This window comes from Parabacteroides sp. PF5-6, from assembly GCF_029504695.1.
Lineage (GTDB): Bacteria > Bacteroidota > Bacteroidia > Bacteroidales > Tannerellaceae > QVMG01.
In genome coordinates this window covers 141,275-162,551 of the sequence record NZ_JAQFIN010000001.1, presented here as the reverse complement: position 1 = coordinate 162,551, position 21,277 = coordinate 141,275, and the positions used below count along the sequence as shown (strand labels likewise).

Below are 21,277 nucleotides of genomic sequence, written 5' to 3'. Positions count from 1 at the left end.
AAGGAAAGACATCATGGACAAAGTCAATCCGCGCCGGCGGCGGCGCCGGACGAACAACCGGCACCTGTCGGAGAATTACGCCTATACCGGCACACACCAGACGGAGACACAAATCTCCCTCACCCAGTACGACGAACACAGTCTGTCGACACAGCCCGTCAAGACCGCCGACATCGCCCTCCGAAAGCTGGCCGATCCGGCAAAGATCAACTGGTTTCAGGTCAGCGGCCTGACCGACGCCGAGCGCATCACCCATATCGTTCGGGAATGCGGCTTGCATAACCTCGATGCGAAAGATATTCTCACCCCTCAGCACGTGATCAAGATCGAAGAGCGCGAAGGCCATCTGTTGGTCATCCTTAACTCCTGTTATTACAACGAGAATAAAGAACTGCGCTCGGAACATATCAGCCTGGTGGTGACGGGCAACCTGGTGGTCAGCTTCACCGAGAGCAACAACCCCGTTTTCGAGAACGTCGCACGCGCCCTGAAGGACAATCTATTGAATATCCGCAAGAAAGGTACCGGCCTGTTATTGGCGTTCCTCCTGAATACGGTCACCGCCAACCTCGCCGACGCAGCTTCGGAGGTCGAGATCCTGCTCGAAGACATCGAAGAGGAACTGCTCGACTCCAGCGCCCGACAGGGCGAGAACTTCGGACAGAAAATCCAGGAACGCCGGCGCGACTATATCACCATCCGCAAAAATAGTCAGCCCTTGAAAGACCAATTCACCAAGCTGATGCGATCGGAATCCGGCATTATCACACCCGAACTCCTGCCGATCTTCGGCGATATCGCCGATCAGATCGCTTTCATCATCCAGACGATGGAAGGTTGCCGTGAAGTGATCTCTTCACTGGTCGATCTCTTTATCTCGAACAACGACCTGAAGATGAATGCCATCATGAAACGATTGACGGTCGTCTCTACGATCTTTATCCCGCTGACCTTCCTGGCGGGAATCTGGGGCATGAACTTCCGACTGATGCCTGAACTCGACTGGCGCTACGGTTACCTGGCTGCCTGGGGCATTATGATTGTTTCCGGCCTGGGAACTTGGTTTTTCCTCAAGAAAAAAGAATGGTACTGACGGCCTTGGGGAGTTAAACGTACCTCTGATTTTATTTAGACGTACCTCATAACTGTTTTTGAGGTACGTCATAATTTGTTTTGAGGTACCTCATAATCATTTTTGAGGTACCTCAAAACTATTTTATCCGGCAGCTTTCTAAAAAAGTCAGGGGATGAAGCGATATAAGTGATCGCTTTGTTGGCGAATCTTGCAGGTGAGCATCGGATGATAGGCGGGGTGATGGGCAAAGAACTGCTCGACCTCTTCACGCGCCTCCGCCGAGAGATGACCGGCCAATAAAGCGCGCAGCCAATGGGTCGGGAAGAAGATATCGCCCGTGCGCTGTACCTCCGTGAGTGCCTCCAGGGCGGGACGGATATAGCCTACGGCCTCCTCTTGGCGCAGCGTATGGTTGAGATGGGCCAGTGCCGTCGAGGCCCAGGGTTCTATCCGGCGGTTCTCGGCCTGCAACAGGGAGGCAAATACGCTGTCGCGCACCGCCCGGTGCGGGGAGACGGAAGGATATGCGAAGTCGAACGCCGCCAGCCGGTCGGGATTGCTGATGCGTTGGCGCTGGGTCGCACCGATCGCTTCGGCCCGTTCGGGCAGCCGGATCGCCAGGGTGTAGGCGAGCGTGATATAATCGTTTTCACTCAGGGCACAGCCTTGCGGCGGTTGCTGATTTTCCCATATCGCATACAAACGGGCAATGGCTTGCGGCGTATCTGCCACGGTGCGGTACGTGCGAAGCGCCTGCAGCCGGTGTGCCGGGTTGGCGTGGGTTGTCGCAATCGTCCATAACGCCTGTTCCGCCGGGGCGGAAGGCAGGTGATAGTAATACTGCGCGTTCGCCAGGTAGCCGATCGCCAGCGCATAGAGCAGGCTGTTGGGCTCGTGGGCAATATAGGTCAATAGTTCATCGCGGAAGCGGAGGGGATCGACCGTTTGATTCATCAGGTTCTCATACAATATGATCAATACGGCACCTTTCTCCACCTCATCCGTCGAAGTATGCAGCCGTTGGAAACAGGCATTGCTCTGCTCCGGCGTCAGGCGGTAGAAGCCATACCCCCGCCCGTCGGCATTGGGGATTGTGTCTCCGGGTGAATCGATCACCGGCATACCTTTTTCATGCACCCAATAGCGGCTCCAGGCATCCAGGTCGTCCGTCGTCAGGGCGTCCCAGATAGCGATCAGGTCTTCCCAGCGGGCATTGCCGTAGGCGTAGGTCGTCAGGTAGGTCTGAATGCCCTTCCGGAAAGCTTCTTCGCCGATCTTTCGGACCAGCATATCCAATACGATCGGCGACTTATTGTAGATGATTTGTCCGTAGACCAATCCGGCATTCGAGAGATTGTCCAATGGCTGTTTGATCGGGTTCGTGCCCGCCGTACGGTCTTCCGAATAGGCGGAAGGGAAGTAGTCGCAGAGGAAATTCAAGCGGTGATTGATCTCCGGGAATAGCGGTTCCACAATCCGGGAGGCGAAGTAATTGGCAAAGATCTCTTTGGTCCATACGTCGTCGAACCACTGCATGGTCACGTAATCGCCAAACCACATGTGGGCGGTCTCGTGTGCGATCAGCGTGCTGCGGCTCAGGCGCTCGTTGAGTGTCGGTTGGGCGTTGAGGAACATACGCCGATCGTTGTACAATGTAGCGCCCGTATGCTCCATTCCTCCGTATTGGAAGCCCGGCAGGATGATCACATCGTATTTGGCAAAAGGATAAGGTACGGCTGTGTACTTTTCCATCCATTCCAATGCTTCGAACACCTCTTCGGCAATCGCCGGGCATTGCGCCACCTTGAGCGGATCGGTCTCCCGGTGGTAAATCGAGATCCGGCGATCGCCCCGGCTAAATTGTTCCTGTCGCAGCCTTCCGGCGACAAAAGAGAAAAGATAGGTGCTGAGCGGTTCGCTTGTGGCGAAAGAATAAAAGCGTTCGTTGGTCGCCCGGTCTTCGATGACATTCAGTGTCGGGCTATTCGCCACCGCTTCCCAGCCCGCCGGCGTGATCAGCCGCAGGGAATAAGTAGCTTTCAGGTCCGGTTGATCGAAACAGGGGAAGAGCGTGCGCGCCCGGTCGGGTACCAATAAGGTGTACAGGTAGTCATCGCGCCGGTTCAACGATTGGTCAGACGCTTCGAAAGTGAGGAAGACGGCGTTCGGGCCTTTGCGCAGGGCGTTGCGGTCGATCACGATATGTTCCTGCGCGAACGTATACGAAACGGTTTGGTTGTTGACCGTCAAGGATTTGATCTGCCCGGAATCCGCCCGAAAGTCGATGATAACCGGCTGTTCCTCCGAAAGGTCGAACGACAGGATCACTTCGCCCATCACCGCTTCGTGGCGGGATTCGGGAAGGTGAAAAGCCAATTCGTAATGCACATCCTGATAATTGGCTTTGCGAAACTGTGCCAACGTCTCGCTTACGCCAGCCTCATACAACGCGCGATCGTCGTAGGCCGCAGGCCGGCACGAAAAAAACGATACGAGAACGCAGATTCCGAGGCATAGACTTGTGTTTTTCATCCTATAATAATTTTATTCCCTTACATAATCGGCGATGGAAAGGAAGTTCTTTTCCAACTGATACATCCGGCTGGCCATAAACGGAAAGAAATCGCCCCAATGCGTGCGGCGGTGGATATCGATTCCTTCTTTGCGTACATAGACGCGGGCAACCTCTTCCCCACTCTCGCGCGTATAACAGATATCCCAGATCACCTCGTCGGGCAGGTCGCGCTCGAGGCATTCTTTATACCAGGTGAGCTTCTCGAACATCGCCAGGCGGTCGTCTTCCCTGCGGTGGTTGACCTCCAGGATCACCTCCGCCGCCGTCCGGTTGGCCTCAAACTTCAACTCAACCCCTTTCACTTTGGTATCGTAAAGACGCCACATCTTCTTTCGCCCCCAGAGGTAAGGCTGTACTTCGCAATAAGCGGCAAAGCCTTCCCAAAACTCAACTTTCAACTGCTTCAGTTCCTCTTTCGTATACATCTATTTGTATATATCTTTCTTCTTCAACCGGACAACCTTGCCATACGCTGCCAGTTTTTGCATATCGATATGTTTGGCGTTGCCGACAATGACATAAACGATCGGCTTGCCCTGAATATCTTCCTGGTAGAAACGAAGAATATCTTCCATCCCCATACGGTTTACATCCTCCAGGTAGGTCTTATTCGGGTCTTCCGCATAACCTTCGCGCTGATAACCGGCAATGCGCGAGGATAACTTCCGGAACGAAGGGTATTCGTTGTTGATATGGTTGTAGACCGTCTGCTTCAATGCCTCTATCCGTTCGGGACGCTCGGGCATCTCGCGGATCAAAGAATCCAACACAGCCATAGCATCCAAGGTCTTATCGCCCTGAGTCGAAAGCATGGTGATAAACTCTCCGCTACCTTCTTTCTTCTTGTACGGAGGCATATAATACTGGGCGGATACCCGGTAGGCGTAAGAACGAAACTCCCGGATCTCCTGAAACATCAACGAAGACATATCGCCTCCGAAGTAACCGGCAAAGAGCTTCGAAGCATGTCGCTCGGCTAAGTCCATACGGTTATCCCCTTTCACATAACTATAAACAATCGATTGCGACAGGTCGGGCATATCCAGGAAGAAGACGGTAGGCTGGTCGTATGTGCGGGGCTCGCGGTAGACCGGCGAGTGGGATTCTTTCTCGATCCGGCGTATAATATCCGTCTGCGACAAGACCTCTTTCACCTCATCGGGAGTCAACGTGCCACAATAGTGCAGGCCGCAAGCGGTTTTCTGGATCTCATGGAAAACGGCCAACAGATCTTCGCCTTTTAGCTGCTTGACACGGGAGAGCGGCCACTTGGTCAGGTAGCGCGACTGCTCGCCATACTTTACTTTCTCCAATAGGGCAACCACCATATTGTCGTTCGACTTGACAAAAGCCTTCTCCATCACTTTCACTTCGTCGATCACCTGCTTGATCTTCTTATTATCCGCCTGAGGACAGGCCAGAAACTCACGGATCAGGTCGATCGTCTCCCGAAAGTGGTTGTCGAAGCCGGTAATCTTCACATGGAAATCGGTATCGGTCACCTCAAAAGAGACCGTGCTTCCGAACATCTGCAATTGGTTACGGAAGTCTTCGAACGAATGCTTTTGCGTACCGATATAATTCAGGTAACTGGCCAAAAGCGTCAGCTCCGGACGCTCGAGCGCACCGACGCCATACGAGAGATTCAGGGTGAAGATGTCGTTCACCGGATTGGGTGTGACAAACAAAGTCGCCTTGTCGTGGAAAATATACGAGAAGACATCCTTCTCGAAATCGATGAAATAAGGAGCGATCTCTCGGACGGGTATCTTCTCCAGCTCCCGGGCATAGACCGAGAAGGAGTCACGGTTCTGCGGAACGATCGGCGCATACGCCGGCTTGGGCAGGTGTTCTTTCGGGTACTTACCGGTTTTCTTCTTGATGTGTAGATAGTTGTCAGAGAAGTACTTTTGCGCCACAGCGATGATATCTTCTTTGGTCAACGCCTCGATGCACGCGATACTCCCTACATACTCTTCCCAGCTCTTGCCTTGCGAATAAACTTTCATCATCATCTGCGCCCGGGAATTGATATCTTCCAATGCCGAAGCATATTCTCTTTTCTGTTCGAGCTTCAGACTTTGAAAAATCTCGTCCGAGAAATCCCCTTTCTTGATCCGTCCAATGGCATCCCAGAGCATCTTCTCCGCACTGCCGTAGGATTGGAAGACCAGTTTAGGCACGGCCATCAACCCCAGGATCCCCGCTTCATTCAGACTTTCATTCAAAGCCATGGAAGAGAGCAATTTCCGGTCGACCACCAGTTGATCCAGGAAACCGGTGCCGTTCGAGTTGTTCAATAAGTTCACGGCGATAGTCAAGGCCACCTGGTCTTTATGGTTCGCCGGAACACCTCGGAAACCCAGCGCCATCACCTTGACCACCGGAACCGGGAACTTGATCCGGATCTGCTCGCGCCCCTTGAAAGGCGGCAATTCGACAGGTGCATTCGCCGGAGCTTTTCCCTCTTTGATGCGGGAGAATGTTTTTTCCAACACGGGCAGGATCTCCTCCGTCTGGAAATCGCCGGAGAGGATCAATCCCATATTGGAAGCCACATAATACGTATCAAAGAACTTACGCATCTCCGACAGGCGGGGATTCTTCAGGTTCTCCGTACTTCCCAGGATCGGATACGCATAGGGATGGGGATGAAAATAACGTTCGGTCAATCGCTCGATCGCCTGGCTGCCCATGATGTCGCTATACATATTCTTTTCTTCGTATACGGTTTCCAGTTCGCTCTGGAACAGGCGGAAAACGGGGTCGATCAGCCGTTCACTGTTCAACTCCGCCCACTGTTCGAGGTACTGGGGTGAGAAAGTATTGAAGTAAACCGTATAATCATACGAAGTGCCGGCATTCAGGCGGGTCCCTCCGTAGCGGGAGATCAGGCGATCGAACTCATTGGGGATCACAAAAGCGGCGGCTTTGCGGCTCAGTTCATTGATCTCCAACTGGATCGATTCTCTCTCGTTCGGGTCGGAAGTGGCAGCGAGGGCATCGTACTTGACTTCGATCTGATCGAGGTATTTCTTTTCTTCTTCGTAATCAATCGTACCGATCTTTTCGGTTCCCTTGAACATGATATGCTCAAAGTAATGGGGGATACCGGTATCCGGTGAGTCCTTCGCACCGGCTTTGACCACTACAGCGCCGAACACTTTGGGCTGCGTATGGTCTTCATTCAGCCATACAGTCATGCCGTTACTCAAGGTATGCTCTTTGATCCGAAGCGGTTCCGAAACCTGGGCCGATAACAGACCGGTACAAGATGTGATCATCATGATGGGAAGAAGTTTCATTTAGTATTGTTCTTTCTCGTTCGGGAAGTCTTCGCGTTTGACATCTTCGATATAGCTCTGCACAGCCGTCGTGATGATATCTTCCAGATTGGCGTAACGACGCAGGAAGCGGGGCGAGAATCCTTTGGTCAGTCCCAACATATCATGCATCACCAGAACCTGGCCGTCGACTCCGCCTCCGGCACCGATACCGATCACCGGGATCGCCAGTTCGGAAGCGACCTGCGTAGCCAGTTTCGCCGGGATCTTCTCTAAAGTAACGCTGAAACAACCCAGCTCTTCCAACAGGTGGGCATCTTCGATCAACTTCTTTGCCTCAGCTTCTTCTTTGGCGCGAACGGTATAGGTACCGAACTTATTGATCGATTGCGGGGTTAAGCCCAGATGACCCATGATGGGGATTCCGGCGCTCAGTATTCTTTCGATGGATTCTTTGATTTCCAGTCCGCCTTCGATCTTGATACAATCGGCATGCGTCTCTTTCATCACCCGCACAGCGGAAGCCAATGCCTCTTTCGAATTGCCCTGGTAGGTTCCGAAGGGAAGGTCGACCACGACCAAAGCACGTTTGACAGCTTTCACTACCGACTTACCGTGATAGATCATCTGATCCAGCGTGATCGGCAGGGTTGTCGTATTACCCGCCATCGTATTCGAGGCGGAGTCGCCCACCAGGATCACATCCATTCCCGCTTCATCAATGATCCGGGCCATGGAGTAATCGTAAGCCGTCAACATGGAGATCTTCTCTCCCCGTTGCTTCATTTCCATCAGGCGATGTGTTGTTACCTTCCGGTTTTCCAAATCTCTTTTTGCTACAGACATAGTGTTTTATTATTTGTTATTCAACGGGGCAAATGTACGTATTTATATTAAAAAAATACTCGTGCGACCGTTTAAGATCAGAACACGAGTAATCACTCTTCAGCTAATTATTTAAAAAGCATTCAACTCTTTATCCACCGTTTTCAAATCTTTCAATTTGAGTTCAAGCTCTTCCTTTTCTCTCAATAAGCGAAGCTCTTCATTTCCCAACCGATCCTTTCTGTAGCGCATTGCCAGGGCTATAACCTGCTCTAACTCGTCAAAGGTCAAGCGTTTCAGATTAGACTTCACAACACTTAAAGACGACTTCTTCCCTTCTTCTTTTCTTTTTCTACCTCTACGTTCCATAACGTTCATTTTAATTAATTAAAGTAATAACATACAGTGATTTTGTTTAAATAACAATTGCAGCAATTGTTTTGTTTTTCGCCTTTGTTTTTTTTATGCGCATAATTCTTCTTAAGCAAATTATTTCTAAGTTTGCACAAAACAAAATCAATCCCATTCACCCAAAAGGAATATAAAAAGAAACCAGATGGAACAAAAAACCCAATTAAACGAAGTTAAGAAGGATTACCACAGCCCGATGCATACGGCTGAGCATATCCTGAATCAAACGATGGTGCGCATGTTCGGATGTCCGCGCTCGATGAATGCGCATATCGAAAGAAAAAAGAGCAAATGTGATTACCGGCTGACGGAAATGCCGACGGAAGAGCAAATGGCGGAAGTGGAAAGAAGAGTCAATCAGGTGATCGATCAGCATCTTCCGGTAAAGATTGATTTCCTTCCGCTGGAAGAGGCCGCAGGGATTGTCGACCTGAACAAACTACCGGCCAATGTGAGCGATACGCTGCGGATCGTACGCGTGGGCGATTACGATGCCTGTGCCTGTATCGGCGATCATGTGCAGAATACCTCGGAAGTGGGGCACTTCAAACTGCTCAATTATGATTATCAAGAAGGTAGACTGCGCTTACGATTCAAATTAGTCGAATAAAATTCATCTGTTTCTTCCCCTGATCCGTTTTTTTTTGTAAGTTTGCAGGCGCAAAAAGATTACATATTTCTACAATTCTAAATAAATTACTTATGGTATCCATTGACAATTTCAATTTTGCCGGCAAAAAGGCATTTGTGCGAGTGGACTTCAACGTTCCTTTAGACGAGAATTTCAACATCACCGACGATACGCGTATCCGTGCGGCATTACCGACGCTGAAAAAGATCCTGGCCGATGGCGGAAGCCCGATTATCGGTTCCCACCTGGGGCGACCGAAAGGCGCGACCGACAAGTTCTCACTCAAACATATCCTGGGTCATGTGTCCGAGCTGTTAGGTGTTGATGTTCAATTCGCAAATGACTGTATCGGGGAAGAAGCCGCTGTCAAAGCTGCCGCTCTGCGACCGGGAGAAGCCCTATTGTTGGAAAACCTTCGTTTCTATGCTGAAGAAGAAGGCAAAGCCCGCGGATTGGCCGAGGACGCGACAGACGAAGAAAAGAAAGCGGCTAAGAAAGCGGTGAAAGAAAGTCAGAAGACATTCACCAAGACATTGGCTTCGTATGCCGATTGTTATGTCAACGACGCCTTCGGTACGGCTCACCGCGCACATGCGTCGACCGCATTGATCGCCGACTACTTCGATACCGATCATAAGATGTTCGGTTACCTGATGGAGAAAGAAGTGAAAGCCGTTGAGAAAGTGATGAAAGACATCACCCGTCCGTTCACCGCCATCATGGGAGGATCGAAAGTGTCTTCCAAGATCGAGATCATCGAAAACCTGTTAGACAAAGTAGACAACCTGATCATTGCCGGCGGTATGACCTATACCTTTACCAAAGCAAGAGGCGGAAAGATCGGCAAATCATTGGTTGAAGACGATAAACTGGACCTGGCACTCGAACTGATCCAGAAAGCGAAAGACAAAGGCGTAAACCTTGTCTTGGCCGTAGATGCGAAGATCGCCGACGACTTCAGCAACGACGCCAATACCCGCTTCTGTGCCGTCAATGAGATTCCTGATGCATGGGAAGGCCTGGATATCGGCCCGGAGACCGAAAAGATCTTCGCCGGAGTGATCGAACAATCCAAAACGATCCTGTGGAATGGTCCGACGGGCGTATTCGAATTCGATAACTTCACCTCAGGCTCCCGCTCGGTAGGCGAAGCCATCGTGAAAGCCACGGCAAACGGAGCCTTCTCACTGGTCGGTGGTGGCGACTCGGTTGCCTGTGTGAATAAATTCGGTATGGCCGACAAAGTATCTTATGTCTCCACCGGTGGTGGCGCCCTGTTGGAAGCCATCGAAGGCAAAACCCTGCCGGGCATCGCAGCCATCGAAGGACTGCCGTATTGATTACCCGATACAACCCAATAATCACAAAAAAAGCCATCTGTTTCAGATGGCTTTTTTTTATTTTACGGCAAAGCAACTTATCGCTTTGCGCCAATCCAGGTGGCTTTGCGCCAGAGCCATTCGGCGGGACCGTGCGAATGGTTTCGCAACCACCAACGGCAGAACAGGATCTGGAAGCCAACCAATAATATGCCGACGCCGAAGCTGGCGGTGGTGGTCAATACGCTGTACAAGCCGAAGCCGGGACCGAAATAGATCACCGAACCCAGAATGGACTGCATCAGGTAGTTAGTCAGGCTCATGCGTCCCAGCGGAGATAAGAAATGTAATGCTTTCTGTACTTTCAGGGATTGCCAGCACCAGACCATACCGGCCACCAGGATCCACATAAAACTAAAGTTACGCAACGAAGAGACGATCGTATTCATCGGTGTCAGTAACTCTTTGCGCTCGATCAGTCCCGGCAACGCATCGGTAAGGAAATACAATGGGATGAAACAGCCGATAGCCACATAGAACGAACCGACCCAGAAAGAACGGTTCTTCTCCCAATGCAGGAACAATTGCTTGCGCCCGATCAGCATACCCAGCATAAACAAAGAAGCGGTCTGGAAGAAGCGCCCGTAACCCCATGCCCAAAGGATACTGAACAGCTGTCCGTTCCATAGGTTCGACTTGATCATCGCCCAGAAATTGGTTCCTTCCAGGTAAGGATACATCTCACGGGCATAGAAACCATACGCCGGACGACCGGCCGTATACTCCGGATTCAATAAGGCATAGATATATTTTCCCCACTCCATGGGTTGAAGCATCAGGATAATGGCAATAATCAAAACCACTTTGTTATTCAATTTGCAGACCGGGATCAAGGTCAATCCGATGATGGAATAGAGCACGAGTATCTCGCCCGGGAAAAAGGCAGCATTGATATTCCCGATCAGGAATAAGAGGATCATCCGCCAGAAAAAGCGCAAACGGAAATCGGATCCTCGCTTCTCCTGGTTATCCAGCATGATAAAAAAGGAGAAACCAAACAAAAGGGCAAAGATGGCATACGCCTTCCCGCCGAAAAGGAAAAACATAGAATCCCAAATGCCTTTATCCAACGCCTGAAACAGCGGGGTGGTCGACTGGGGAAAATTGTATAAGTTAAAATGTTCGATGTTATGGAGTAACATAATGGCCATCACGGCAAACCCACGCAATACATCTGCTACCTCAATACGGGAGGATTTCTTTAGTTGTTCGTTCATAATGAGTATTTAAAGATGGATATGAATAAAGCCACAAAAGTAAGGAAACATTCGGAAGATCAAAAAGCATTAATGTTTATTATAATCCCCGGGCTTTTCTTCTACAGCTAAAAGGTTTACCTTTGCACCCGAAAATAAGGCAAGGCAAAAAGAGTGAATGCATGAGTAGGTTGTCCCTCTATATCCCGTTGATCATCTTGTTGTTTCTCACAGCCGGGTTCACCCAGGCTATGGCGCAGACAACGACAACTGCCACCGGAAAGGTATTAGACGGCGCGACAAACGAGCCTTTATCTTTCGTCTCGGTCATGTTCGAGCACTCCACGATCGGTGCGATGACCGACGACGAGGGGGTGTTCAACCTTCAGAACGACAAAGGATACTCCAACCTGATCGTTAGCTCATTAGGCTACGACACCCAATCCATCAAATTGACTCCCGGAAGAAAGAACGAAGGACTGGAGATCCGGCTGATGCCGACTTCGTTTGAGATAGAAGAGGTGGTCATACGTCCCAACCGCGAACGCTATTCGCGCCGGGACAATCCGGCAGTCGAGCTGATCCGGAAAGTGATCGAGAACAAGGCCGACAACCGGATCGAAGCGAAAGAGCAATATAAGGTGGAACGCTACGAAAAGCTTACCCTGGCATTGGATAACTTCAATCCGAACTTCGAAAAGAATTCTTTCGCCAAGAAATTCAACTTCGTAAAGAACTACATGGATACCTCCGCGATCAGCGGCAAACCCATCCTTACGGTATCGATCCGGGAGAACATTTCCGATTATTACTACCGGAAGAACCCCAAAGGAGAAAAGACAGTGATCAAAGCCAAGCGCCAGGAAGGGATCGACAAGGCATTGGACGACGGCGGATCGCTAACGACCAACCTGGAAGAGATCTTCAAAAGCGTCAATCTCTTCGATAACAATATCAATATCCTGCTCAACCGCTTTGTCAGTCCACTCTCCTCTACCCTGGGCGTATCGTACTATAAGTATTACATTATGGATACGCTGACCGTGGCGGGCGACGAATGCATCGATCTGGCTTTTGTGCCGGTGAACAGCGAGAGCTACGGGTTTACGGGAAGGTTGTATATCACCTTAGACGGTAACTACTCGGTGAAGAAATTCATCCTGAATGTCCCGAAGAATATCAACCTGAACTGGGTCGACGGCCTACAGATCGAACAAGCTTTCAAACGGGCGCCGGACGATACCTGGGTATTGGATACCGAGAATATCTATGTCAACCTTTATATCGTCAAAGGCGGCCAACAGCTCTATGCCCACCAGTCGCGCAATTACGATAAGTACGACTTCAGCCCGCCCGATATCGGAGAAGCCTTCGACCGGCTGGGGCCATTACACATGCTTCCCGAAGCGACTCTGCGTACGGATAGTTTCTGGGTGAACAACCGCCATATCCCGCTGGCCGAAAAAGAAAACGCGCTCAAGGACCTGGTGACCGAACTGCGTAAGGTGCCGGCATTCAATGCGATCATCAAAACGGTCGAAGTATTGGTCTCCGGATACATCCAGACCAAACCCGACAAGAAGCAGAGCCTCTTCGACTTCGGACCGATGAATACGACCTTCAGTGCCAACAAACTGGAAGGTTTCCGCTTCCGTGTGGGCGGAACAACGACTGCGAACCTGCACCCCCGCTGGTTTGTGAGCGGCTACGGGGCCTATGGACTGAACGACCGGAAAACAAAATACCAGGCGAAAGTCACCCATAGCTTCACCGACAAAGAATACCACGAGAAAGAGAGCCCGATGAACAATCTCTCCCTGATGCATGAATATGATGTGTACACGCCGGGGCAGGATTTCCTTTTCACCAGCAAAGATAATATGTTCGTTGCCTGGAAAGTCGGTGAACCGGTAACCCACATGCAATATATCCGTAAGACCGTCTTGCAATACGACAAAGAATGGCTGAACGGGCTGTCGATCAAAGGATGGCTGCGCCACGAGAACAACGAGGCAGCCGGAACTTTGCAGTACAGCGAATATATCGATCGCAACACACTCAGGGGAATAAAGAATTTCACCACAGCAGAAGCCGGTATTCAACTTCGTTTCGCTCCGGGCGAACGGGCATTCAACAGCCGCGAAGGGAAGAACTCCGTCTTCAACCTGGCCAAAGACGCTCCCGTCTTTAAACTCTCCCATCAGATCGGATTCGAGGGCATACTGGGAAGCGAATACAAGTATAATCATACGGAGATAAGCGCCGACAAAAGGATCTGGCTCTCTTCGTTCGGACATATCGACGCGACGGTAAAAGCCGGCAAGGTATGGGATAAGGTCCCTTTCCCTTTATTGATCCTGCCCAATACCAACCAGTCGATCACCATCCAGCCGGAGACCTTCACCATGATGCGGGCGATGGAATTCCTGACCGATCAATATGCCTCGTTCTATCTGACCTATTACCTGAAAGGATGGATCCTGAACCGTATCCCCGTGATCAAATGGCTGAAGATGCGCGAAGTGATCTCCTTCAGCGGTATCGTCGGTGAGTTGACCAACAAGAACAACCCCGAAGTCAACCCGGTCGGATTGTACCGGTTGCCCGAAGGCACACGCCCGATCGGCAACACCCCGTATCTGGAAGCCAGCGTCGGATTGGAGAATATCTTCAAGATCCTGCGTGTCGACTATTACCGTCGGCTGACGTACCTGGATGAGCCGAACATAAAAAAAGGCGGTATCCGTATCGCCCTGCGTTTCTCTTTCTAACCGACCGGGATGGAGGCGCCGAACAAACATATACACCATTCGCCCAATCCATGGGCACTGATCCCGTTAGCAGTCTTTCTGTTCACCTACCTGATCGTATCGATCCTCGTCGGCGACTTCTATAAGATGCCCATAACCGTGGCTTTTCTTATCTCTTCGGTGGTGGCCATCGCCCTGTCGAAAGGTGGGAAAGTAACAAACCGGATCGAACAATTCTGCCGGGGAGCCGCCAATAGCAATATCATGCTGATGGTCATCATCTTTATCCTGGCCGGAGCGTTTGCCCAGACGACGAAAGTGATGGGCGCCGTCGATGCGACCGTCAACCTGAGTATGTCGTTACTTCCCTCCAACCTCTTGGCGCCGGGCATATTTATTGCGGCCTGTTTCATTTCGATCTCCGTAGGGACGTCGGTAGGAACCATCGTAGCGTTGGCACCGGTAGCCGTCGGCATTGCCATGCGGTCGGGAATGCCCGAAGCGTTCATGCTCGGGGTGGTGGTCAGCGGAGCCATGTTTGGCGATAATCTTTCTTTCATCTCCGACACCACCATCGTAGCCACCCGGACACAAGGATGCGAGATGTCGGACAAATTCAAAATGAATGTGCGCATAGCCCTTCCGATAGCGATCCTTACCGTTCTGTTTTATACGTTTATGGGCTGGGGCATTGAGACGTCGTATACGCCGGAAGCGATCGAGTGGATCAAGGTGATCCCTTACCTGGTCGTTCTGGTGACGGCTATCTGCGGGGTAAACGTGACGATCGTATTATTGATCGGGATCCTGTTATCCGGCATAGTCGGACTATCATCCGGCAGCTTTACGCTCTGGGACTGGACCCAGTCGATGGGCGACGGCATCCGCAACATGGGCGAATTGATCATTGTCACACTCCTGGCCGGAGGCATGCTGGAGATGATCCGCTACAACGGAGGCATCGACTGGATCATCCTCAAACTGACCGCCCGTATCCGAACCGCCAAAGGAGCAGAAGGAAGCATTGCCGCCCTGGTCAGCTTCGCCAATCTCTGTACCGCCAACAATACCATTGCCATCATCATGGCCGGGCCAATAGCCAAAGATATCAGCGACCGCTTCCGGGTCGATCCGCGCAAGAGCGCCAGCATCCTCGATATGTTCTCCTGCTTCGTGCAGGGAATCATACCCTACGGCGCCCAACTATTGATGGCTGCCGGGCTAAGCCATATCTCCCCGATCGAGATCATGCAATATCTTTATTATCCCTACCTGTTGGGAATAGGAGGCGTTCTGGCGATCATCTTCCGCCACCGGATCGCCCGGCCAAAGCGTTGAGTGTTTCCTCAAAAAAAAAGCTGCCGGCCTTTTCAAAAAGGCCGGCAGGGTTTTTCAAAAGGCCGGCAGGGTTTTCCAAAAGGCCGGCAGCCTTTTTTTTGAGGAAGCAGCGGGATCAACGGGCAGCCTTCAGATCGTTGAAAAGTTCGAAGCCCTGGTCGGGCGTCAAGCCTTCGTGCACCACGGCATGCACGGCCTGGATCATGGCGGCAGGCGAAGTGCTCTGGAACACATTACGTCCCATATCTACACCGGCGGCACCGTCGTTGATCGCGTTATAACACATCTCCAACGCTTCTTTCTCCGGCAGTTTCTTTCCTCCGGCAATCACGATCGGCACGGGACAAGCGGCGGCAACGTTGGCGAAGCCTTCGCAATAGTACGACTTCACGATATTTGCCCCGTTCTCGGCGCAGATACGGGTGGCCAGACCGAAGTAGCGGGCATCGCGTGCCATCTGTTTACCAACGGCCGTTACCCCCATCACCGGGATATTGTAGCGGCTGCCCAGGTCGACTGCTTTGTAGAGGTTGGCAATCGTCTTGGCTTCGAAAGCCGGATCACCAATCGAGAGCATCACGGCCATAGCCGAAACGTTCATGCGGATCGCATCCTCGATATCAATAATTACATTGTCGTTCAATTCCGTCAGAATGGAGGTGCCGGCATCCGAACGCAGGCAAATGGGCTTGTTCACCGTCGGCGGAATCACCGACTGCAGGATCCCACGCGTGCACATCAGGCAATCGGCATACTCAATCAGGGGTAAGATCGTCAGATCGATCCGTTCCAGACCGGAAGTAGGCCCCATGATAAAGCCATGGTCGAAGGCCAGCATCACGGTCTTGCCGGTCTTGGGGTTGAACACACGCGACAAGCGGTCTTTCAATCCCCAGGGCTGGTGAGCCGCACCTTTCACATGAAATCCTTCAGGGGTTGCCTGAATGCCGAGACCGAACTCGGCACCTTCTCTTAAATCATCTAAATCAGCCATTTCTTATCTTTACTTAGTTATTATCGTTATCCATACTGTATTCGATGTCCTCGCCTGGTCAGGCGAGGGGGACCGCTGCTTGCAGCGGTGGAGTGGTTGTTTCCACTAAGTTAGAGGCGACCGCCCCACCGCTGCAAGCAGCGGTCCCCCCCGCCTGACCAGGCGGGGACAATGGATAGTAGGGGGAACTATGGTTTAGGAAACTACAGTTCACTCAAAGATTTTCCGCAAAAGCAGAAAACATACAGCTCCACGAAGCGGCTCCGCTATCCATCGAGCCGACAGAGCGTTCGCCGTAGTTGCGGGCGCGTCCGAAGCGGGCCTGCATGGCAACCGTTGCTTCGGCGCCTTGTTGGGCGGCATCGGCAGCAGCCTGCATCAGCTCCCGGATATCGTCCGAAGAGCAGGCGTTCATCGCCTCCACGGCAGGGATCAGGGCGTCCATCATCGTTTTATCGCCCACCTGGGCTTTGGTCTGCTGGCGTACGTTGGCCAGGCCGCCGGCAAACATCTTTTTGACTCCGGCAGCATCCAGTTCGGTGCCTTGCGCGTGATCGCTCATGCCCAGGAAGAAAGCGCCCAAGAGGGTACTGGTCGAACCACTGACTTCAAGCATCACGCCCATACCCATATCACCCAGCATGGCTTTGAACTCGGTGCCCGAAGCAGCCGCTTTGGTCACGCAGGTAAAGGCGGTAACAATCGCTGTGCCGTGGTCGCCGTCACCCAAGACGGCATCCAGCTGAGAGAACTCTTCTTCGCGTTCCTTGATGCGAAGAAGAGCATTATCCAACATCGCTTTAAAAGCTTCTATTGTTAGTTTATTAGTCATTATTTATTCTATATCGATTGACTACTAAAGCTATCTAAGCTCCTCTCCTGGCCAGGAGAGGGGGACCACCGCTTGCGGTGGTGGAGAGGTGGTCCGTTCTTAACAATAGAAACAACCACTCCACCGCTGCAAGCAGCGGTCCCCCTCGCCTGACCAGGCGAGGAGCCAGATAGTTTATTGATATCATTTAGTCTCTTCAATTTACACTATCCCCCAATCGTTGTCCAGTACGGTGTATTGGCCATTTTCTTGAAGTAACCGATATGGTCGTCGTCGAGGATAGCGATCAACATCTGGAAACCGGACTGTTCCTGAACGGTCAGAATCTCCTGAATGCGCGACTCGACAACCTGCATACCACGGGCTTCCAACTCTTTATAGGCCTTGCGGAAGACAATACTCAGTTCCATCAGCGTACTGGCACCTACACCGTTGATGATCAACATTAGTTTATCACCGGCTTTGGGCTGCAGTTTGCGACATAAGAGGTCGACCATCTGTGCAGCCGTCTCGTCGGCAGATACCAACGGAGACTGTCCGCCCCCACCTTCGCCATGCTGACCCATACCGATCTCCATAATGCCTTCGGGCAACTCAGAGATGGTCGCATTGTTTTGCGGATGCGTACATTTACCCATGGCAACGGCCAGGGTGGCGACGTTCTTCGTAAAGCGTTCACCGATCTCGAACAGTTCATCCAGCGACTTGCCTTCTTCCGAAGCGGCACCCAGGATCTTATACAAAGGCACACAACCGGCCAGGCCGCGACGGTCTTCGTCGGGAGCATCCAAGCCGGCGCTGATATCATCGTGCGTCAGGAGTTGTTTCACCTTGATACCGGCACGCTCGGCCAACTGACAAGCCATATTGGCGCTCATCACATCGCCGGCATGGTTCAAGACCACCAACAAGATACCCGCTTCGCGCTTCATCAGTTGCAAAGCCTGGAACAGGCGCTGTGCGCCCGGAGCGGCAAAGACATCACCAACCACCGAACAGTCCAGCATACCTTGGCCTACGAAACCACTCAGTGCCGGTTCGTGCCCGGAACCACCCAGGGTAACAATCGCTACCTTGTCTTCCGGTTTCGCTTGGGCGCGAACGACAATATTTTCACCCGCCAGGCGGATCTGATCACTATACGCTAAAGTCAATCCTTCGAGACACTCTTGTGTCACTTCCATCGGATCGTTTATAAATTTTGTCTTCATATCTCTTCTTTATTTAATCTCCATAATTTCTACCGGAATGCCTTCTTCTTCGATAAAGGCGATCGTCAGATGTTCATCACATACGGCCGGGCCGAAGATCACCTTCTTGCCTTCCAATTCGGCAGCCAGGTCGGGCACGGTGTAAGCCATGTGGGTCTGGGTCTGTACCAGTTCGGGCAGGCAGCTTCCCGGTTCGAAACGCAGCCACTCGATCTTGTTCGGACTCTGACTATAGTCGGTCAGCCACACACTCAGGCCTTCGTTAAACATTGCCCCTTCTTTTTTCTCTGTGGTAATGATACCTACATGATTGAATGTTCTCATGATTCTTTGATTTAATGGTTTATAATGGATTGTTCATTTTGTACTTTCGATAAGAGAGTAAGCCCAACAGGGCGATGATGCCGGCGGCGATGTAGAGGTAAACAAAGATACCATCCACCCCATCGGTCTGTCCGTACGCGTGCATGCCGCTCAGGAAATAGTTCACCCCGAAGAAAGTCATCAATACGGAAGCAAACGAAGCGACCGACATCAGATTGAACAGCCAGGCATTGTTCAGTTTCTTGATCAACCGCAGATGGAGCGTGATGGCGTAGACAATCATCGTGATCAACGCCCAGGTCTCTTTCGGATCCCAGCCCCAGTAGCGTCCCCAGGACTCATTCGCCCAGATCGCCCCCAGGAAGGTACCGATAGTCATCAACGCCAGTCCGATCAGGAGCGACATCTCATTGACCATCGTCAACTCTTTGATGCGGGAAGCCAATAGCATCTTGTTCTTTGCCTTGAGGAAGGTCATCATCACCAGGTCGGTCAGGCCGATCAGGCAACTGATGCCAAAGAAGCCATAAGCCCCCACGATCACCGCCACATGGAACATCAGCCAGGGCGATTTCAGGACCGGCACCAACGGATTGATCTGCGGATCCATCCAGTTCAGGCCGGAGACAAACAGGATAATGCCCCCGAACAGGGTGGCCAACGCAAAGGTCAACGCACTGCGGCGGGCAAAGATAAAGCCGGCCAGTACGGTTGCCCACGACACATAGACCATCGTCTCGTACGAATTGCTCCACGGAGCGTAACCGGCGATAAAGCCACGCATACCCATGCCGTAGATATGGAAGCAAAAGACAATAACAATGCCCAGGCTCAGGATCCACCGGAGCCGGTTGAGCCATTTCTTTTGTTCGAACAAAGCGACAAAAGAAAAGACCAACAGGAGTCCACCCAGGATCAGGTAGCCCAGTTTTGTTTTTTGGAATACGTTCAGTTGGTTGTACTTTATCTCTGCGGCAATACGTTTGGGGTTGATGTCTAAGGTTTTGTTCTTGGCTTGTTGGTAGGTTTCGATCATGCCCAGGATCTCCTCGGGTTTACTCCAGTCGCCCGAACGCAAAGCCGCTTGCACCTCTCCGATATACCAGGGAAAGATCTGGGCGACAAACAGAGAGTCTTTGCCCGCAAAGCCCGACAGATCATCACCCGGCGCATACCAGGTATGGTTCGCATCGTCTTCTTTGGGGAAGAGATGAATCATCTGGTGATTGAACAACTGATGCAGGATATTCACCTTCTCATCCAGTTTCATCAGATCTTTATCGAAGGTGGTGCGTTCGACAGGCATCTTTTTATACGCCTGATCCAGGCGTTCCTGCAATCGGTATTGCCCTTCGGCATCGAACACCTCGATAAAGGCGCAGGCGTCCTTAGAGAGGCCGTAAAAGCTGGCCAATTCATCGTTGGTCGAAACGATAAAAGGAATGCGCATCCACATATCCGGCATCGCCAATAGACTGATCAGGAACTGATCGGAATTGTATTGCCCAATCCGTTCGCTCTTGGCGACCTTGCGCAGGATTTCCGACGAGAAAGTATTCATCGGAAGCATCCGTCCGTTAGAAGACTGAACAGGTAATGAACCAAAATGAAAGGCATGCGCCTCATCTACCGGATACTTCTGCACGGCATCGAGCAGCGGGGAAGCAATCTTCACCTTCGCCTCCACCGTTCCGACCAAAGAGAGCAGCAAGAGAACAAACACTGCCGTATGGCGTAATTTGCGCAACTGCCGGCTCAGGAACATAAAGCGGGAGTTCTTGCCCAACAGGCAAAAGATCAAACCGACGAACAGGATCAAGTAGCCGGTATAGGTGATATTGCGTCCGGCCACATCGCGGTTGACCGACAAGACCGTACCGCCCTCATCGGGATCGAACGAAGCCTGGAAGAAACGGTAACCTTTCACATCCAATACATTGTTCATATAGACCCTTTCGCGGCGGGTATCGCCATCGACCCGGACCACCAACACACTCTCATACGAAGAGGGGCTGGACGAACCCGGGTAGCGGGTCAGGATAAAATCCTCCAACTCCACCTCGAAAGGCAAGGTATGGTAAGAAATGCCTTTGGACGTACGGATCTCTATCCGGTTACTCGACTCCCCTTCGCGCAGGCGGAGATACCCTTCTTCGCCAAACACATGGGAGACCAACGCGCCCAAGAGCATCACCACAAAGGCAAAATGAACAAATAACATCCCCCACTTCTTTTGTTTCAAGAGCTGACGACGAACGAATACCGCAACAAAGTTCACCACCATCAGAAACTGCAACAGGAAGAAGCCCGGTGAGAAATAGATCATGCCTTTGGCAGCCACGGTTCCGTAGTACTTCTCGATAAAGGTGGCAGCCGCTAAGCCGACAGCATAAACCGTTAACAGAACGATCGTCGTTTTGTAGGAAGATATTATTTGTTCAAGCTTTTGCAT

16 protein-coding genes are annotated in these 21,277 nt (G+C 51.6%); 5 read left to right on the top strand and 11 right to left on the bottom strand.

Annotated features, from left to right (window positions below; genetic code table 11):
- Nucleotides 1-13: 13 nt before the first annotated feature.
- Nucleotides 14-1,093: a magnesium/cobalt transporter CorA gene (gene corA / locus M2133_RS00615; RefSeq protein ID WP_277464016.1), complete on the top strand. Its 1,080-nt coding sequence runs from the start codon at nt 14-16 to the stop codon at nt 1,091-1,093.
- A gap of 147 nt (nt 1,094-1,240) precedes the next feature.
- On the opposite strand, the gene M2133_RS00610 is transcribed toward corA, so the two are convergent.
- From M2133_RS00610 to M2133_RS00590, 5 genes are all read right to left on the bottom strand, one after another.
- Nucleotides 1,241-3,607: a M1 family aminopeptidase gene (locus M2133_RS00610; RefSeq protein ID WP_277464015.1), complete on the bottom strand. Its 2,367-nt coding sequence runs from the start codon at nt 3,605-3,607 to the stop codon at nt 1,241-1,243.
- 12 nt (nt 3,608-3,619) lie between these two features.
- The gene (locus tag M2133_RS00605) at nt 3,620-4,075 is read right to left on the bottom strand and encodes a DUF4268 domain-containing protein (RefSeq protein WP_277464014.1); all 456 of its coding nucleotides are present in this window, start codon (nt 4,073-4,075) and stop codon (nt 3,620-3,622) included.
- Nucleotides 4,076-6,955 carry a M16 family metallopeptidase gene (locus M2133_RS00600; RefSeq protein WP_277464013.1) on the bottom strand — a complete coding sequence of 960 codons (2,880 nt, stop codon included), beginning with the start codon at nt 6,953-6,955 and terminating at the stop codon, nt 4,076-4,078.
- Entirely contained in the window at nt 6,956-7,780 is an 825-nt protein-coding gene (panB, locus tag M2133_RS00595; protein ID WP_277464012.1) for a 3-methyl-2-oxobutanoate hydroxymethyltransferase, read from the bottom strand.
- 111 nt (nt 7,781-7,891) lie between these two features.
- Nucleotides 7,892-8,128 (bottom strand): hypothetical protein, encoded by a 237-nt coding sequence (locus M2133_RS00590; RefSeq protein WP_277464011.1) that lies wholly within the window; start codon nt 8,126-8,128, stop codon nt 7,892-7,894.
- Nucleotides 8,129-8,315: 187 nt separating this feature from the next.
- On the opposite strand from M2133_RS00590, the gene M2133_RS00585 reads away from it, so the two are divergent.
- On the top strand, nt 8,316-8,780 hold the full coding sequence (locus tag M2133_RS00585) for a hypothetical protein (RefSeq protein WP_277464010.1): 465 nt from the start codon (nt 8,316-8,318) through the stop codon (nt 8,778-8,780).
- A gap of 92 nt (nt 8,781-8,872) precedes the next feature.
- A complete protein-coding gene (locus tag M2133_RS00580; protein ID WP_277464009.1) occupies nt 8,873-10,141 on the top strand; it encodes a phosphoglycerate kinase in 1,269 nt (422 codons plus the stop codon).
- 77 nt (nt 10,142-10,218) lie between these two features.
- On the opposite strand, the gene M2133_RS00575 is transcribed toward M2133_RS00580, so the two are convergent.
- Nucleotides 10,219-11,397 (bottom strand): DUF418 domain-containing protein, encoded by a 1,179-nt coding sequence (locus tag M2133_RS00575; protein ID WP_277464007.1) that lies wholly within the window; start codon nt 11,395-11,397, stop codon nt 10,219-10,221.
- 161 nt (nt 11,398-11,558) lie between these two features.
- Between M2133_RS00575 and M2133_RS00570 the strand changes: the two genes are divergently transcribed.
- Complete coding sequence (locus M2133_RS00570) at nt 11,559-14,147, top strand: DUF5686 and carboxypeptidase-like regulatory domain-containing protein (protein ID WP_277464005.1); 2,589 nt, start codon at nt 11,559-11,561, stop codon at nt 14,145-14,147.
- Between the two features lie 9 nt (nt 14,148-14,156).
- Nucleotides 14,157-15,464 carry a Na+/H+ antiporter NhaC family protein gene (locus M2133_RS00565; RefSeq protein ID WP_277464004.1) on the top strand — a complete coding sequence of 436 codons (1,308 nt, stop codon included), beginning with the start codon at nt 14,157-14,159 and terminating at the stop codon, nt 15,462-15,464.
- Between the two features lie 115 nt (nt 15,465-15,579).
- On the opposite strand, the gene lsrF is transcribed toward M2133_RS00565, so the two are convergent.
- The 5 genes from lsrF to ccsA all read right to left on the bottom strand — a co-directional run bounded on the left by lsrF (nt 15,580) and on the right by ccsA (nt 21,277).
- Nucleotides 15,580-16,458, bottom strand: coding sequence for a 3-hydroxy-5-phosphonooxypentane-2,4-dione thiolase (gene lsrF / locus M2133_RS00560; RefSeq protein WP_277464003.1), 879 nt, complete (start codon nt 16,456-16,458; stop codon nt 15,580-15,582).
- 214 nt (nt 16,459-16,672) lie between these two features.
- Nucleotides 16,673-17,290 (bottom strand): DAK2 domain-containing protein, encoded by a 618-nt coding sequence (locus M2133_RS00555; protein WP_277464002.1) that lies wholly within the window; start codon nt 17,288-17,290, stop codon nt 16,673-16,675.
- Between the two features lie 206 nt (nt 17,291-17,496).
- Nucleotides 17,497-18,501 (bottom strand): dihydroxyacetone kinase subunit DhaK, encoded by a 1,005-nt coding sequence (locus tag M2133_RS00550; RefSeq protein WP_277464001.1) that lies wholly within the window; start codon nt 18,499-18,501, stop codon nt 17,497-17,499.
- Nucleotides 18,502-18,510: 9 nt separating this feature from the next.
- Nucleotides 18,511-18,825: a hypothetical protein gene (locus tag M2133_RS00545; protein ID WP_277463999.1), complete on the bottom strand. Its 315-nt coding sequence runs from the start codon at nt 18,823-18,825 to the stop codon at nt 18,511-18,513.
- Nucleotides 18,826-18,844: 19 nt separating this feature from the next.
- The gene (ccsA, locus tag M2133_RS00540) at nt 18,845-21,277 is read right to left on the bottom strand and encodes a cytochrome c biogenesis protein CcsA (RefSeq protein ID WP_277463998.1); all 2,433 of its coding nucleotides are present in this window, start codon (nt 21,275-21,277) and stop codon (nt 18,845-18,847) included.

Coding starts and splice junctions, on each gene's coding strand:
- corA (WP_277464016.1), top strand. CDS start 14: ATGGACAAAGTCAATCCGCGCCGGCGGCGGCGCCGGACGAACAACCGG.
- M2133_RS00610 (WP_277464015.1), bottom strand. CDS start 3,607: ATGAAAAACACAAGTCTATGCCTCGGAATCTGCGTTCTCGTATCGTTT.
- M2133_RS00605 (WP_277464014.1), bottom strand. CDS start 4,075: ATGTATACGAAAGAGGAACTGAAGCAGTTGAAAGTTGAGTTTTGGGAA.
- M2133_RS00600 (WP_277464013.1), bottom strand. CDS start 6,955: ATGAAACTTCTTCCCATCATGATGATCACATCTTGTACCGGTCTGTTA.
- panB (WP_277464012.1), bottom strand. CDS start 7,780: ATGTCTGTAGCAAAAAGAGATTTGGAAAACCGGAAGGTAACAACACAT.
- M2133_RS00590 (WP_277464011.1), bottom strand. CDS start 8,128: ATGGAACGTAGAGGTAGAAAAAGAAAAGAAGAAGGGAAGAAGTCGTCT.
- M2133_RS00585 (WP_277464010.1), top strand. CDS start 8,316: ATGGAACAAAAAACCCAATTAAACGAAGTTAAGAAGGATTACCACAGC.
- M2133_RS00580 (WP_277464009.1), top strand. CDS start 8,873: ATGGTATCCATTGACAATTTCAATTTTGCCGGCAAAAAGGCATTTGTG.
- M2133_RS00575 (WP_277464007.1), bottom strand. CDS start 11,397: ATGAACGAACAACTAAAGAAATCCTCCCGTATTGAGGTAGCAGATGTA.
- M2133_RS00570 (WP_277464005.1), top strand. CDS start 11,559: ATGAGTAGGTTGTCCCTCTATATCCCGTTGATCATCTTGTTGTTTCTC.
- M2133_RS00565 (WP_277464004.1), top strand. CDS start 14,157: ATGGAGGCGCCGAACAAACATATACACCATTCGCCCAATCCATGGGCA.
- lsrF (WP_277464003.1), bottom strand. CDS start 16,458: ATGGCTGATTTAGATGATTTAAGAGAAGGTGCCGAGTTCGGTCTCGGC.
- M2133_RS00555 (WP_277464002.1), bottom strand. CDS start 17,290: ATGACTAATAAACTAACAATAGAAGCTTTTAAAGCGATGTTGGATAAT.
- M2133_RS00550 (WP_277464001.1), bottom strand. CDS start 18,501: ATGAAGACAAAATTTATAAACGATCCGATGGAAGTGACACAAGAGTGT.
- M2133_RS00545 (WP_277463999.1), bottom strand. CDS start 18,825: ATGAGAACATTCAATCATGTAGGTATCATTACCACAGAGAAAAAAGAA.
- ccsA (WP_277463998.1), bottom strand. CDS start 21,277: ATGCAAAAGCTTGAACAAATAATATCTTCCTACAAAACGACGATCGTT.